The sequence below is a fragment of the Xanthobacter pollutisoli genome (genome assembly GCF_040044995.1).
Lineage (GTDB): Bacteria > Pseudomonadota > Alphaproteobacteria > Rhizobiales > Xanthobacteraceae > Xanthobacter.
Window position 1 is genome coordinate 106,678 of record NZ_JBDZDP010000014.1, and the last position, 13,803, is coordinate 120,480.

Annotated in this window: 11 protein-coding genes; 8 read left to right on the forward strand and 3 right to left on the reverse strand. The window is 69.4% G+C overall.

The features are described from left to right. Positions 1 to 27: 27 nt before the first annotated feature. From ABLE93_RS20795 to ABLE93_RS20805, 3 genes are all read right to left on the reverse strand, one after another. Complete coding sequence (locus ABLE93_RS20795; RefSeq protein ID WP_348841739.1) at positions 28 to 762, reverse strand: sugar transferase; 735 nt, start codon at positions 760 to 762, stop codon at positions 28 to 30. 210 nt (positions 763 to 972) lie between these two features. Continuing rightward, on the reverse strand, positions 973 to 2,124 hold the full coding sequence (locus ABLE93_RS20800) for a polysaccharide pyruvyl transferase family protein (protein WP_348841740.1): 1,152 nt from the start codon (positions 2,122 to 2,124) through the stop codon (positions 973 to 975). Positions 2,125 to 2,179: 55 nt separating this feature from the next. Beyond that, positions 2,180 to 3,487 carry a WecB/TagA/CpsF family glycosyltransferase gene (locus tag ABLE93_RS20805; RefSeq protein ID WP_348841741.1) on the reverse strand — a complete coding sequence of 436 codons (1,308 nt, stop codon included), beginning with the start codon at positions 3,485 to 3,487 and terminating at the stop codon, positions 2,180 to 2,182. Positions 3,488 to 3,748: 261 nt separating this feature from the next. On the opposite strand from ABLE93_RS20805, the gene ABLE93_RS20810 reads away from it, so the two are divergent. The 8 genes from ABLE93_RS20810 to ABLE93_RS20845 all read left to right on the forward strand — a co-directional run. Then, positions 3,749 to 4,180 (forward strand): hypothetical protein, encoded by a 432-nt coding sequence (locus ABLE93_RS20810; RefSeq protein ID WP_348841742.1) that lies wholly within the window; start codon positions 3,749 to 3,751, stop codon positions 4,178 to 4,180. Between the two features lie 189 nt (positions 4,181 to 4,369). Beyond that, positions 4,370 to 4,579 (forward strand): hypothetical protein, encoded by a 210-nt coding sequence (locus tag ABLE93_RS20815; protein WP_348841743.1) that lies wholly within the window; start codon positions 4,370 to 4,372, stop codon positions 4,577 to 4,579. 25 nt (positions 4,580 to 4,604) lie between these two features. Continuing rightward, entirely contained in the window at positions 4,605 to 5,870 is a 1,266-nt protein-coding gene (locus tag ABLE93_RS20820) for an oligosaccharide flippase family protein (protein WP_348841744.1), read from the forward strand. An 86-nt stretch (positions 5,871 to 5,956) separates the two neighbouring features. Further along, entirely contained in the window at positions 5,957 to 7,429 is a 1,473-nt protein-coding gene (locus ABLE93_RS20825) for a sigma-54-dependent transcriptional regulator (protein WP_348841745.1), read from the forward strand. A 466-nt stretch (positions 7,430 to 7,895) separates the two neighbouring features. Then, positions 7,896 to 10,094 carry a caspase family protein gene (locus ABLE93_RS20830; RefSeq protein WP_348841746.1) on the forward strand — a complete coding sequence of 733 codons (2,199 nt, stop codon included), beginning with the start codon at positions 7,896 to 7,898 and terminating at the stop codon, positions 10,092 to 10,094. Positions 10,095 to 10,106: 12 nt separating this feature from the next. Further along, on the forward strand, positions 10,107 to 12,035 hold the full coding sequence (locus ABLE93_RS20835; RefSeq protein ID WP_348841747.1) for a gluzincin family metallopeptidase: 1,929 nt from the start codon (positions 10,107 to 10,109) through the stop codon (positions 12,033 to 12,035). Further along, on the forward strand, positions 12,025 to 13,476 hold the full coding sequence (locus ABLE93_RS20840; protein ID WP_348841748.1) for an MBL fold metallo-hydrolase: 1,452 nt from the start codon (positions 12,025 to 12,027) through the stop codon (positions 13,474 to 13,476). The genes ABLE93_RS20835 and ABLE93_RS20840 overlap by 11 nt, the downstream gene beginning before the upstream one ends. 200 nt (positions 13,477 to 13,676) lie before the next feature. Beyond that, a partial coding sequence (locus ABLE93_RS20845) for a GTP-binding protein (protein WP_250152467.1) occupies positions 13,677 to 13,803 on the forward strand: 127 nt, incomplete at its 3' end.

Below are 13,803 nucleotides of genomic sequence, written 5' to 3' on the forward strand. Positions count from 1 at the left end.
CCCAATGCCTGAGGCTGTTCGGCGAGTTCAGTACGCCCCCCGTGCGGTCACGACCGCGGGGATGGTGCGCGCGAGGATCGCGACGTCGGCCTTGAAGGTCTGGCGGTTGATGTAAGCGAGATCGAGCTCGATCTGCTGGGGAAACGACAGGTCGGATCGCCCCGAGATCTGCCAGAGGCAGGTGATGCCCGGCACCACGTCGAGACGTCTCAGCTCGCGCTGGCCGTAGGACTTCACTTCGGCGGCGAGCGGCGGGCGCGGGCCCACGAGGGACATGTCGCCCTTCAGCACGTTCCACAGCTGCGGCAGCTCGTCGATGGAGGCGCGGCGGATGAAGCGGCCGACCCGAGTTACGCGCGGGTCGTGACGCATCTTGAACAGCACGCCGCCGGCCGATTCATTCTGGGTCGCGAGCTCGGCGCGGCGGCGCTCGGCATCCACATGCATGGAGCGGAACTTCCACATGCCGAACGGCTGCCCGCCGCGTCCGATGCGGGTCTGGCGGAACAGCACCGGGCCGGAGGAATCGGCCTTGATGACCACGGCAAGCGCGGCGAAGAACGGCAGGCCGGCGACGAGCAGGCCGGCCGAGACGCCGATGTCCAGGACGCGCTTGGCGCGACCGCCGACCTCGCGCCGCCAGGTCCAGTAGCGGCGCACCCGTGCCGCCCTGCGCCGGCTGGTGGCGATGGCCTGCGGCGAAAATCGCGCCTCAAGCTGCGATGCAATTTGCGAGTGACGGGAGATCGGGCTCGGAGTCATGATGAAAGACCGTGGGTTTGCCGGGTGATGAGACCCTTCGTGGCTGGGCGACGAGCTTCCCAGCGCAAGCGGCGTGCCAAGCGTTCCTTCAGGTGCGGTCCTGCCGAAAAAGAACCGCGCCGCTGCGGGGCCCCGGAGGAACCGGCACCACAGCGGCGCGGACACATCCCGGCGAGGGGGCGGCGCCGGGAGGTCTGAAGAGGTGCGGGCCTACAACGCCGCGCGCACGGCCTGCCTGACGGTGCCGACCCCGGTCACGGCGCGCGCAGCCAGGAGCCAGTTCTGGCGCGCAGCGGCGATGGCGCTTGGCAGGGCGAGGCCCGGCTTGCCGCCACCCGTCAGTGCGGCTTCCAGCGCGGCGTAAAGCGCTTCGGGGGCAGGGTCGGGCCGATCCAGCACCACCGCCGCGGGCAGCCGCGCGTCCCGCGCCCAGCCCATGCATTTGGGGTGGTATGAGAGGAGGACGGTGGGCGTCCGCGCCAGATAGGCGAAGACCGCCGCATGGAGACGCATGGCCACCATGCCGCGCAGCCGCCCGATGGTCTTGAGCACCGCCGCGGGGTTGGGATCGTACGGCAAATGGCGAATGGGCACCGACGATGCGATGCGTTCTGCGAGGGCTCGGTGGAGTGGGTGATCGCCGAGGCGCTCATGCCCATTGAAGTCGATGAGCACGATCTCGTCGATCGCGCCGGCATCGCGGCCGATGGCGCGGGCGATGCTGTCCACCACCCGGGCATCCCGGTCGCTGGCGTGTTCGTCCTTGCACAGGGCGATGCCGATGCCGCGCCGCGTGCCGCGCGCCGTATCCGGCGCCACGTTCAGCGCCTCGCCCAAGAGCGGCGCGAGGTCGAAGGTCTGGGCGGACGGCGTGTCGGGGGCGAGGGTCCGGGCGATCTCGAGGCTTTCGGCATCGCGCGTTCCGATGAAGGCGAAGCGCTTGAACAGCTCGGCGCAGGTGCGCTCGGCCCGGGTGTCGCGGAACGGCCCGACGCCGACGCCCAGGGCGAGATGGCCACTTCCCCCCGAGCACCGCGTGACGATGAGCTTGTCGCGCAGATCGCCGTGGGTGTGGAAGACTGAGCCGCCACCGAACAGCACCCGCCGCGTGCCCAGGGCGGCGCCAAAGCTGCGCAGCCGCCGTTCCATGCGCACGCCGCGGTCATGGTCGTGGGCGGCGGGCGCGGGGCGGAAGATGGGGCTCAGCTGCGCGAGCCCCGGCAGCCGCGGCAGTTCGCCCGCCGTCACCCGGCAGGAGTCGGCGTCGAGATAGGTCTGCGCGCCCCAGGCGCTGACTGCCAGCAGCGCATCGTCGCCGGTGTTGCGCATGCCGTAGAAGCCCGAGAGGAAGATCTTGCTCATGTTGCGAAATCCAGCAGCGGCGGGAGGGAGCTGACGGTGGCGGTCGCGCCGGGACCTAGGCCCGCAGGGCGACGCCGAGGCGCATGGATGCCACGTCGCGGGCGAGGCGCAGCAGGAAGACACCGTTGCCGAGGAGGTAGCGGCGCCACATGCGGCGCGGCTCCTGGATCAGCCGCCACACCCATTCCAGGCGCACCTCGCGCACCCAGAGCGGCGCGCGGCTCACGCGCTCGGAATAGAAGTCGAAGAGCCCGCCCACCCCCATGCGCACCGCCGGGGTGAGGCGGTGGTGGTGGCGCGAGAGCCACTTCTCCTGGCGCGGCGCACCCATGGCCACCAGCAGGATCGAGGCGCCGGAGGCGTTGATCTCGTCCAGCACGCTGTCTTCCTCCTCGGGGGAGAAATAGCCGTGCCGGGTGCCGGCAATGCGCAGGCCCCGAATGCGCTCGGTCATGTTGCGGGCGACGGTTTCCGCCACGCCGGGCTGGGCGCCGAGTAGGAAGATGCTGTGTCCGGTGCCGGCGAGCGCCTCGCACAGCCGCGGGAACAGGTCGGTTCCGTTCACATTCTCGGCGAAGGGCGTGCCGAGGATCTTGCCGGCCATGGCGACGCCGGCGCCGTCGGGCAGCACGCAGTCGGCCGCATTGAGCACGGCGCGGTAGTGCGCGTCTTTGGCCGCATGGTTGAAGCAGTCGGCGTTGACGAAGCACAGGTTCGTCGGCGCGCTCCCGGAGGCACGCCGCAGGATCCAGCCCACCGCTTCGGCCATGGTCATGTTCGCCACGCCCACGCCGAACAGCGTCACCCGAGTGCCGGAGCTGGCCGTGGCGGTGCCGCCCATCAGCGCGGCGGCGCCGAGGCGCAGCATCAGGCCGATGCTGTAGAGCGCCCCAAGCCGCGGGATCTCCTCAAGATCCAAAGCATCGTCCACCACGTAGGCAAGGCCGGCGTGCTGGCGCACGTCGCGGATGGAGACGAGACCCGGACGCACCGCGAAGCGGCCGCGCGCGACGAAGGGCAGGGCGGGGAGCCGCGCCGGTGCCAGCGCCCGCGGACCGACGAATCCGAGGCGCCCGGCGAGGATGTCAAAGAGCGCCGGCAGCGCACGGCCAGGCCCTCGCGCGGCAAAGGCATGGCGGTGGATCATGGCGCCGCCCTTGCCAAGCAGGCGCTCGCGCCGCAGCACGCGCCCGCGGGTGGCGAGGCTGCGAAAGGCGAGAAGGGCCATGAGGGGCGCGGTGATCGCCACCAGCAGCAGGGCGAGGCCGATGTCGAAGAGGCGCAGGGAGATGCGCCGGGTCGCGGCCGGGACGAAGAACGGCGCGGGCGCGATGCGGTCCGATCCCGAGATGAGCGTGGTCATGGTAAAACTCTTCTTCTGGATGAAGTGTTCGGCGTTTCCGCAAGCGACGTGCCAGAAGAAGTGAGGTATTATTTGCCGTTAGATGGCATTAGACGTGGTGGTCTTCGGGTGTTTTTGTCGACCGTTCGCATTCACGGATGCAATTTGCGAATGAGCGTGCGGCCCAGCCGCAGTTTGCGCGAACTGGCCCGGCTCACGGGACGCGGCGGCGTGAATTAGGATGTGGATGTCGCCGGCCGGCCGGTGCGGGAGCGTGGACCCTTGGCAGATATTGAATCCGACCCGTTCGCGCAGAACGTCATCAATGCGATTCCGCGCGACATCCAGAATTCGCTGACGCAGAAGCAGATGGATGCGATCGTTCAGGCGCTCGGCATCACGCGCTCCCAGAAGCGCCATATGGTGGACTGGCGCTTCCTCCTGCGCGGGCCGTTCCGCCGTTACTACGTGGTGCTTCTGATCGGGGAAGACCGCCGGCGGGCGGTGCGCCAGGCGGTCGCCTCGCAGCAGGCGCGCGCCGGCTTCCGCGTGCGGCTGGCGCTGGCCGTGGCGGCGCTCGCTCTTCTTCTCCTGTTCGCTGTCGTGGGGCTGGCCTTCTCGATCTATCTCCTGAAGTCGGCGCTGGGCATCGACCTCTATTCGGAAGAGCATCTGTTCGACGTTCTGAAGCGGATGACGGGTTTCCCGGGCTGAATGGCACGGCTCTTGCCAATCGCAGCGGGAATGACTGACCGATCAGGAACCGCCATGACCAGAATGTGCACCGCAATCCGTGTCCGTCCCGAGGAGGGAGCCGGCAGTCCTCAGCCCCAGCCCGCACCCACCGCGCCGCAGCGGGCGCGTCGGGGCGGGCTCCATTCCTTTAGCGCCGATGGCGAGGCGATGGACGTCGCCGGAGTGGTTGCGCCGGACGCCTGTTTGTTGTCGGAGCTCCTGGCCGCGCGCCGCGCGCGCCTCGCGGCCGGCCGCGCGTTCCGGCTTGAGAATGTCGGGCCGGCGCTCGGTGCCTTCCTCGAGCTCGTGCAGGCCGACGACCTCTTCGACCTTGCACCCCGCGCCGACGGCGGTCTGTCGCGCCGCGCCGCGGCCTGATCGCGCTCCTTTTGAAAGCCATGTGATGAGCACCGCTTCAGCCACCGCTGGTGTCCGCGTCCCGCGCCGGGCGGGGCGCCTGTTCCGGAATCTGGGATGGCTCGGGGTGTCCGAGGCCATGGGCCGGGTGTCGCGCCTCGTCACAGCGATTGCGCTGGCGCGCGTGTTCCTGCCGGAGGATTTCGGCATTGTGGCCACCGCCCTGACAACGCACGATCTGGTGCGCGCCCTCGGTTCGGCCGGCCTCGGCATCAAGATCATTCAGGCGCTGCCGCAGGAACTGCAGCAGGTCTGCACGGTGGCGAACCGCCTGAACTGGATCTTCGCCAGCGCGCTGTTCGTGATCCAGTCCGCCCTGGCCTATCCCATCGCCCTGGCGGCCGGCTCACCCGAGCTGGGCTGGATGATCTTCAGCCTCGCCTTCCTCCACCTTATGTTTCCCTGGTCGATGGTGTCGGTCTTCCTGGTCCAGCGGGCCAACGGCCTGCGGCTGACGGGGTTGATCGGCGGCTCCACCCTGCTCGTGGACAACATCGCGACAGCGGCGCTGGCGATCGCCGGGTTCGGCGTCTGGTCGGTGATCGTGCCGCGCTTCGCCTCTACGCTCCTGTGGGTTCTGGCCTATCGCGCCGCACGCCCCTGGGCGCCGACGCGGGAGAGCGGGTGGGCCGGCTGGCAGTCCGTCCTGGACTACAGCTGGCGGGTATTCGGCGTCGAAGTCCTGAAGACGTTGCGGGTGACGCTGGACAAACCACTCATCGGCCTGATGTTCGGCGTCCAAACCTTGGGCATCTACTATTTCTCCTTCAATGCGGGTCTCGGAATCTCGCAATCCATTCTCGGGGCTCTGTCCGTGGCGTTGCTGCCGCATCTGTGCGACACGCGGGCCGGCTCCGGCGTGTTCCGCGCCCACGCCCGCAGCACGCTGCGCAGTGTGGCGCTGACGGTGCCGCTCATCATCCTGGCCCAGGCGCTGGCGGTACCGTTCTACGTGCCCATCCTGTTCGGCACCGAATGGGCCTCGGCGGTGCCGGTGGTGATGGTGCTTTGCCTCTCGGCCATGCCGCGGGCGCTGTCGGACGCCTGCTCGCAGATCCTGCGCGCCGCAGGGCGGCCTGGGGCGGACCTTGCATGGAACGTCGTGCTCACCGTGCTGCTGGGCCTCGGCATGGCCGCGGCCGCACCCTTCGGCCTCATCGGTGTGGCCTGGTCCATGGTCATCGTCCATGTGGTGGCGGTGCCGGTCTTCGTCCTGTGGACATTCAAGCGGGGTATCGCCCACATGGATTGACGTTTGCGCGCCATCGGCCGTGACGTAAGATCACCGGGCTCCCGGCTGGATTGCAACTCGGTGCCGGGGGCACCGGAGTGCGCAGGATGGCCCAGGAACGCGAGGGGGCGGGACGGCAGAAGGTCCTCCTGGTGGAGGACACCGTGCCGATCGCGCGGCTCTACCTGATGTACCTTGCGAACATGCCCTACGACGTGCGCCACGTGGAGCTGGGCGCCGCCGCGCTCGCCGCGCTGGAGACCGAGCGGCCCGACGTGATCCTTCTCGACCTCCAGCTGCCGGACATGAACGGCCTCGACGTGCTGCGCGAGGTCCACGCCAAGGACTCGTCCATCGCCGTGATCGTGGTGACGGCGAACGGCTCCATCGGCACGGCGGTAGAAGCCATGCGCGCCGGCGCTTTCGATTTCCTGGTCAAGCCGTTCAACGCCGAGCGCCTCGAAGTGACGCTCCGCAACGCCGCCGAGCGCCGACAGCTCGGCCGAGAGATCGCCCGCTACCAGCAATTTCTCGACCGCGAGAAGTTCCACCGCTTCATCGGCGCGTGCGACGAGATGCGTGCGGTCTACCGCATCATCGAGACGGTGGGGCCAAGCAAGGCCAGCGTCTTCATCACCGGCGAGAGCGGCACCGGCAAGGAGCTGGCGGCCGAGGCGATCCATCTGTCCGGGCCGCGGCGCAGCGCGCCCTTCGTCACGCTCAATTGCGCGGCGATCCCCAAGGAACTGCTGGAAAGCGAGATCTTCGGCCACGTGAAAGGCGCCTTCACCGGCGCCACCGCCGACCGGATCGGCGCCGCGCAGCAAGCGAACGGCGGCACCCTCTTCCTCGACGAGATCGGGGAGATGCCCTACGACCTTCAGGCCAAGCTGCTGCGCTTTCTGCAGACCGGCGTCGCCCAGCCGGTGGGTGCCAGCCGGGGCCAGAACGTGGACGTGCGCTTCATCGCGGCGACCAATCGCGATCCCCAGGCTGAGGTGGCGGCCGGGCGATTCCGCGAGGATCTGTTCTATCGGCTCTATGTGGTGCCGGTGCATCTGCCGCCGCTGCGCGAGCGGGGCGACGACGTGCTGCTGATCGCCCGCCACCACCTTCAGGAAGTGGCCGCGGAGGAGCGGCGCCAGTTCAAGACGCTTGCTCCGGAGGTGGAGGCGATCTTCCGGACGTATGACTGGCCGGGCAACGTGCGCCAGCTGCTGAACGTCCTGCGCAATGTGGTGATCCTCCACGATGGCGAGACGGTGACTGCCGACATGCTACCGCGGCCGCTCTATCCGGTGGGCGCCATGGAGGGCACGTCGCAGCTGCGCAATGTGCTGCCCCCGGTGCCGGCCGCGATCGCCGACACCCGCATCAAGCCTTTGTGGCAGCTGGAGAAGGACGCCATCCTCGCCGCCCTGGAGGCAACCGAGAACGACGTGCCCCGCGCCGCCGCTCTTCTGGAGGTGAGCCCCTCCACGATCTACCGCAAGATCCAGGTGTGGAAGGGCGAGGCGGGGGGCGACGTCGTCAAGAGCATCGGCCGGCGCGAACCCAAGGCAGGGGTGTTCGGCACCTAGGCCGAGCCCCCTGCCACCGGCCTCGAACCAAAGCACCGCTTCCCCCAAATTAGGGATGTTGCCCGGCACGTGCCTGTATAGGCTCCCATGCGGGATTTGAGATTTCTATTTGCCTGAATCCTGGACGCTCGAGCGTAAATCTGCATGTCCAGTTTGGTATCTCGGATAATATTATTCTATTGCAGAATTCGTTGTTCAAAAGAATCGTTCTTCTTCGGCCGAACGACTAGGTCGACGTTGGGCAGATCGAAGACGATCTGACGTAATCCGTACGTTCTGGATCGCGCTTATCCAGCAGACGATTCACGAAAGACCAGATGAACTACGCCGCGTGACCTTCCGGACGTTCGGTCGGATCGATCCATCGTGCGTGAAGGACGGCATGCGAACACGTTTGCGAACCCGGGAACCGCAGTCCGTTCGGCGCGGGCGCTCGGCCGCTCGGGCAGGCAGGGGGAGAAGCAGCATGGCCACGAAATCCATCAAGGTGCCGTCGAAGCCCGCCCGCGCCAAAGCCGTGGCGCCAAAAGGCACGGCGGCCAAGAGCGCGACGGCGTCGCGCGTCGCGTCCAAGGCATCGAGCCCCAAGACCGCGAGCCCCAAGACCGCGAGCCCCAAGACCGCGAGCGTCAAGACGGCGAGCCCCAAGACGGCCAGCCTCAAGACGACCAGCCCTAAAATGACCAGCGCCAAGACGCTGCCGCCGAAGACGACGGCGAAGGCCCGTCCCGCCGCCGGTGCCCGCAAGACGGCGGGCGGTGCCCGTCCGGCGGGGATCGTCGTGCCGCCGGGGCGGATCAGCCTCGGCCAGCTGGAGCAGATGATCGCCGATCCGGCGACGCCCCCGGAGGCGCTCCGGCCTTATCTGGTGGTGGACGAGACACGCTCGCAGCCCTTCGGGCCGGTGCTTGCCCCCAATCCCGCGACCGTGGACATGCCGGCCACCGCCGAGGCGCGTGCCCGCGGCGACATCGCCCTCGCCAGCCTCAACTGGGTGGAGCGGATGAAGCGCCGCATGGCCTTCGAGCGGCGGATGGCGGGCGGCTACGACGGGCCGGTGATCGTCTCGGAAGGCGACAGCTGGTTCCAATATCCGGTGCTGCTGTGGGACGTGATCGACAATCTGGCGCAGGACTACGCCATCCTCAGCCTCGATGCCGCCGGCGACACCCTCCAGCAGATGGTGGACCAGGGCGAATATCTCACCAGCCTGAAATCCACCGGCGCCTCCATCTTCCTGTTTTCCGCCGGCGGCAATGACGTGCTGGGCGGCGGCAATCTGAAGGCGCACCTTCTGCCCTACGATCCCGCCCGCTCGCCCGAGCAGCACCTGCTGCCGAGTTTCGACGCCCTGCTGGACCATGCCATCGCGCTCTATGACCGCATCCTGCGCGATGTGGAGAAGCTGCCCGGCGGCGTGCACACCATCTGCCACGGCTACGACCGGGCGCTGCCCAATGGCGGCCGGTGGCTGGGCCGCCCCATGCTGGAGCGCGGCATCACCGATCCTGCCTTCCAGGCGCGGATCGTGGCGGTCATGGTGGACCGCTTCAATGCGCGCCTTGAGCGCCTCACCTCCCATTTCGCCCGCGTCAGCTATCTCGACCTGCGCGGCGTGGTCGGGCCGAAGCTCGATCGCTGGAACGACGAGCTGCATCCGCAGAACCCCGGCTATGCCGACGTGGCCGCGCGGTTCCGCCGGGAAATCCAGCGCCTCGCGCCGCCGCGGGCCCGCGATCGGGCGGTGGCCCTGCCGGCGACGCGCAAGTCCGTCGCCGCCGAGGCCGCGGCGCGCGCCGTCCTTGAGCCCCATGTGGCCGGCGACACCGGGCGCAAGGGCCTGTCCCTCCATGTGGGGCTGAACAGCATCGACCCCGCCCACTACCAGGGCAGCTCGGGCCTGCTCGCGGCGTGCGAGGCGGATGCCGAGGCCATGCGCGCCATCGCCGAGAATGCCGGGTTCGAGACGCGCATGCTGCTGAGCGCCCAGGCGACGCGGGGCGCGGTCATCGACCATATCCGCGCGGCGGCGGACGCTTGCGCGCCGGGCGACATCTTCCTGTTCACCTATGCCGGGCACGGCGCCCAGGTGCCGGACCTCAACGGCGACGAGCCCGACCGCATGGACGAGACCTTCTGCCTGTTCGACGGCATGCTGGTGGACGACGAGGTCTATGATCTGTGGTGCGCGTTCAAGCCCGAGGTGCGGGTGGTGGTGGTCAGCGACAGCTGCCACAGCGGATCGGTGACGCGCATGGCGCCTGTCCTCGCCGCCGCGGCGCCCGATGCGCCCGCCCAGCGGCTGCTGCCCCTGCCGGTGGCGCTGAAGACCTTCGAGGCGCACCGTGCGTTCTATGCCGGCATCAGCCGGTCGGTGCGCCACGCCGATGAGGGCCGGCTGGTGCGCGCGCTGGCGACGCCGCTGCAATGCTCGGTGCTGCTCCTGTCCGGCTGCCAGGACAACCAGACTTCGGCCGACGGGCCGTTCAACGGCCGCTTCACCGAGGAATTGCTGAAGGTCTGGCACTCGGGCTCCTTCGCGCGCGGCTATGAGGCGTTCCACCGGCGCATCGTGGCGGGCATGCCGCCGGCCCAATCGCCGAACCTGTGGTTCATCGGCGCGCCCAATCCCGCCTTCCTCCGCCAGAAGCCCTTCAGCATTTGACAGGAGGCGGGCATGGTCCAGCGGCACTCCTCCGATACGCGGCCCTACGCGCCCCCGCCCAGCCGCCGGCTCAGGATCTACGCCTTCGACCCGAGCGTCGGCGCCGACCTTGCCACCGCCGCCATCAACGAGGCGGTCGTGAAGGTGCCGTGGGAGCGTGACCTCGGCGCGGGGCCCATGAGCGAATATTTCGAGGTCATCGACGTCGATCCCGCGAGCGGCGCCGTCTATCGGCCTGTCGACCTCGACGATCCCTGGCTCCTCGCCCAGGACGGCCTGCCGCCCTCCGAGGGCAACCCCATGTTCCACCAGCAGATGGTCTATGCGGTGGCGATGACCACGGTGGGCCATTTCGAGAAGGCGCTGGGCCGCAAGATCCTGTGGTCGCAGCGCGGCCTCGACGGCGGCTTCAGGCCGGTCAAGCGCCTGCGCATCTATCCCCACGCCCTGCGCGAGGCCAATGCCTATTACAGCCCGGCGAAGAAGGCCCTGCTGTTCGGCTACTTCCCGGCGTCGCTGGAGGCGCCGGGGCGCAATCTGCCCGGCGGCATGGTGTTCACGTGCCTGTCCAACGACGTGGTCGCCCACGAGACCACCCACGCCATCGTCGATGGCCTGCACCCGCGTTACATCGAGCCCTCCAATCCCGACGCGCCGGCCTTCCACGAGGCCTTCGCCGACATCGTCGCGCTGTTCCAGCACTTCACCATGCCCGAGGCGCTGTCGCACCAGATCGCGCGGATGCGGGGCGACCTCGGCCAGCGCACGCTGCTCAGCGAGCTTGCCGTGCAGTTCGGCCAGGCCATCGGCCACTACGGCGCCCTGCGCAGCGCCATCGACACCCAGCCGGGCAGCGCGGCGCCGGACCCGACCCTCTACGCACGGACCTCCGAGGCCCATGCCCGCGGCGCCATACTGGTGGCGGCGGTGTTCGACGGCTTTCTCGCCATCTACCGCAACCGCATCGCCGACCTGCTGCGCCTCGTCACCGGCGACGGCGCCAAGTTTCCCGACCAGGACCTGCATCCCGATCTGGTGGGGCGGCTGACCGCCGAGGCCAACAAGGCGGCGAGCCACGTGCTGCGCATGTGCATCCGCGCGCTCGACTATATGCCCCCGGTGGATCCCACCTTCGGCGAGTTCCTGCGCGCCCTCATCACCGCCGATGCCGACCTCATCGCCGACGACACGCGCGCCTACCGCATCTCCATGATCGAGGCCTTCCGCCGCCGCGGCATCTACCCCGCCGACTGCCGGTCGCTCGCCGCCGACAGCCTGATCTGGAATGCCCCGCACAACGCACCCGAGCTGACCTGCCTCGACCAGCTTGACCTTCGCTATCTCGAGGATCGCGGCGCCATCGCCCGGCAGAGCGCCGCCAATGCCGCGCGGATCCACGCCTGGCTCATGAGCCTGTGCGAGGGCTCCGACACCCTCGCCGCGCCCCAGGGCCTGCTGCAGCTGGCGGAAATGGGCCTTGCCCTCGGGCCGGACACGCCGGCCACGGTGCGGCGGCGCGACGGGGTCCCGACGGTGGAGGTGCATGCGGTCCGCCTCGCCCGGCGCACCGGGCCGAACCAGGAAAGCCTCACCCAGATCGTGGTGGAGATTACCCAGCGGCGGGCCGGCTACTTTTCGCCCGCCGACCAGGACAAGGCGGATGCCGCCAAGGGGGCCCCATCGTCCGATCCCGGCGATTTCGCCTTTCGCGGCGGCTGCACCCTCGTCATCGAGCCGGGGGCGGGCGACGGCGCGCCGGGGGGCGTGGTGCGCTATTGCGTGCGCAAGAGGATCGACGACGACGTCCGCCTCGCCCGCCACCGCGCCTATCTCCTCGGCGATCCGGCGGCGGCGGAGAATGCCTACCGGTCGAACCGCGTGAAGGACGAGCCCTTCGCGCTCCTGCACCGCTGCGGCGGGGGAGGTTGCCATGGCTTCTAGGCCGCGCCCCAGCTGGGGATCGGGGGAATCGTGGAGCGCCGGCGCACGGGTGAAGGTGCGCATGTATCGCGGCCTGCTGGGCGACTGCTTCCTGCTGCGGTTCCGGCGGCGCGGGGGCGATGCCTTCGTGCTGGTGGATTGCGGCATGTTCCTCGGCATGCAGGACGAGGTGGCCCACATGCGGGCCATCGTCGCCGACATCGCCCGCGCCTGTGGCTCCCATCTGGACGTGGTGGTCATCACCCACGAGCATTGGGACCACATCTGCGGCTTCCTGCACGCTGCGGACCTGTTCGACCAGATCCGGATCGACACGCTCTGGCTGGCCTGGACCGAGGATCCCGACGACGGCGACGCGCGCGCCCTGCGCGCCGCCCACCGCGCTGCCCTCGCCCTGCTGGAGGCGGCGGCGCCGCGGATCGCCCATGGCGAGGTTCTGGAGAGCGTCATCGGCTTCTTCGGCGCCGCGGCCGCCGGACAGGCCCGCAGCGGCACCATCATCGAGGCCATGAAGGGTCGGGCCGATACCGTGCGCTATCTGTCGCCGGGACAGGCGCCGCTGGAGCTGGCCGGGGTGGAGGACCTCTGCGTCCACGTGCTCGGTCCGCCGCGCGACCGCCGGCTGCTGCGGCGCAGCGATCCGACGCGGCGCGGCGGCGAGGTCTACGAGTTCGCCGGCGGCGCTGACGGGGACCGCCGCTTCCTGGCGGCCGGGCTCACCGCGGACGAGGCCCATGCCGAGGCGGTGGAGGCGGCCATGCCCTTCGACCGCAAGCACCGGACCGATCTTTCCGCCCTCGGGCGCAAGCCCTCGGCCGCGGCGCCCGAGTGGATCGCCGGGCTCGCCGCCACCTATGGCGATGACGATGCCGCCTGGCGACGGGTGGACGGCGACTGGCTGAGCGCCTTCGAGGCGCTGGCCCTGCGGCTCGATTCCGACACCAACAACACCTCGCTCGCCCTCGCCTTCGCCTTCGGCATGGCGCAGGGGGCCGAGGGGGACGTGCTCCTGTTTCCCGGCGATGCCCAGGTGGGCAACTGGCTGTCATGGGGGGATTATCACGCGCCGGCGGCGCCGCAGGGGCAGGCCGTCACCCGCGACCGCCTGCTGGCGCGCACCGTGCTCTACAAGGTCGGGCACCACTGCAGCCACAATGCGACGCTGCGCGCCGAGGGGCTGGAGAAGATGACCCGTCCCGACCTCGTGGCGATGGTGCCGGTGCAGGAGGACTTCGCCCGCCGGGTGCGCGCCTGGAACATGCCGTTTCCGGCTCTGTACGATCGCCTGCTGCAGCAGTGCGGCGGCAACGTGCTGCGCAGCGACCGCTCGGCCGCCGCCATGCGCACGGCCAAGGCGAAGCTCGACTTCGCCCGGCCGTCCGCGGTCTTCGACGCCGCCGAGGACGCCGCCGACGGGCTCTATGTGGAGGTCACCTTCTGATCCCGGGCCGATCCTGATGGCGGTATTCGCGCCTTCAGGGAGCTGTCATTCGGCCGGCGCTCCTTGGCCGTGCCCGCAAGTGCCGCCCGAGCCTGCGCTCGCGCGGGGAGGCTCCTCTTGCATCCGCCCTGGAAACCCCCTATCCCACGGCGGCTTTTTTTCGCGGCCCGTGCGGGACGCCGACCGACTGAGAGAGAGAGATGGCCAAAGAGAAGTTCAACCGCTCGAAGCCGCACTGCAACATCGGCACGATCGGTCACGTTGACCACGGCAAGACGTCGCTGACGGCTGCGATCACGAAGGTGCTTGCGGAGTCGGGTGGCGCGA